1 protein-coding gene is annotated in these 1,347 nt (G+C 76.3%); it reads left to right on the top strand.

Features of this window, described 5'->3' with window-relative positions:
- Window positions 1-77 precede the first annotated feature (77 nt).
- Window positions 78-1,347 (top strand): NAD(P)-binding domain-containing protein (locus FM076_RS28490; RefSeq protein ID WP_173873732.1); only part of this gene is annotated, 1,270 nt, incomplete at its 3' end.

Below are 1,347 nucleotides of genomic sequence, written 5' to 3'. Positions count from 1 at the left end.
CCGGCCCCACAGCCCCTCAGCACCGAGCAGCCACGAGCACGCGAGAGCGCGCAGCGAGAAACAGAGAGAAGGAACCCATGTACGACCTCGTAGTGGTGGGCGCCGGCCCCTACGGACTGTCCATCGCCTCCCACGCCGCCGCCGCGGGGCTGGACCTGCGGGTGCTGGGCAGGCCGATGGCCTCCTGGCGGGACCACATGCCGCGCGGTACGTACCTCAAGTCCGAACCGGCCGCCTCCGACCTGTCCGACCCGGCGGGGACCCACACCCTCGCCGCCTACTGCGCCGAGCACGGCGTCGAGCCGGCGCACGGCGACCCGCTGCCGCTGGACACGTTCACCGCGTACGGCACCTGGTTCGCCCGGCACGCGGCGCCGCCCGTCGACGAGCGGACGGTGACCCGCCTGGCACCGCACCCGGACGGCTTCCGGATCGAGACGGCGCAGGGCGAGCGGCTGCTGGCACGGGCGGTCGTGCTGGCCGTCGGCGTGCTGCCGTTCGCCTACCGGCCGCCGGTGCTCGGGGGCCTCCCCGCCGCGATGGTCAGCCACAGCACCCACCACCGCGACCTGAGCCGGTTCCGGGACCAGGACGTGACGGTGATCGGCGCCGGGCAGGCCGCGCTGGAGACCTCGACGCTGCTGGCCGAGAAGGGCGCACGGGTCCGCGTGGTCGCCCGTACGCCCAGGCTGCGCTGGGACGCGCCTCCGCAGCCGCACGACAGGGGGCGTGTGGCCACGCTGCGCGAGCCGCACAGCCCGCTGGGCCCCGGCTGGCCGAGCTGGGTGTGGTCGCGTAAGCCGCACGCGGTCCGGCGGCTGCCGGCCGCCGCCCGGCTGCACATCGCCCGCCACGCCCCCGGTCCGGCGGGCGCCTGGTGGCTGCGGGAACGGTTCGAGGCGACCGTGCCGGTGCTGCTGGGCCACGTCGTCACCGCCGCCGACCGGACCGCGCCCGGCGTCCGGCGGCTGGGCGGGGTACCCGGCGAGCGGGTGCGGCTGTGGCTGCGGGCCGAGAACGGCACCGCGCACACCCTGGAGACCGACCACGTGCTGGCCGCCACCGGTTTCACCCCAAACCTGTCACGGCTCCGCTTCCTCGACCCGGCGCTGAGGGAGTCCCTGCGCCGCGTCCCCGGCAGCGACGCCCCCTGGCTGGGCCCGGCCTTCGAGTCCTCGCACCCGGGCCTCTTCTTCGCCGGGCTGCTGACCGCGCCGACGTTCGGCCCCGCCATGCGCTTCGTGCACGGCACGTCCTTCACCGCCCCCACCCTGGTGGAGGGCGTCCGCCACCATCTCGCCCCGCGGCACACGACGGAGCCCCCCGGCGGCACCCGGACGCCGGTGA

Origin of the sequence: Streptomyces albus subsp. chlorinus (assembly GCF_013302895.1) — a bacterium.
In the GTDB taxonomy this organism is placed as follows: domain Bacteria; phylum Actinomycetota; class Actinomycetes; order Streptomycetales; family Streptomycetaceae; genus Streptomyces; species Streptomyces chlorinus.
This window is presented reverse-complemented; position numbering and strand designations above follow the sequence as displayed.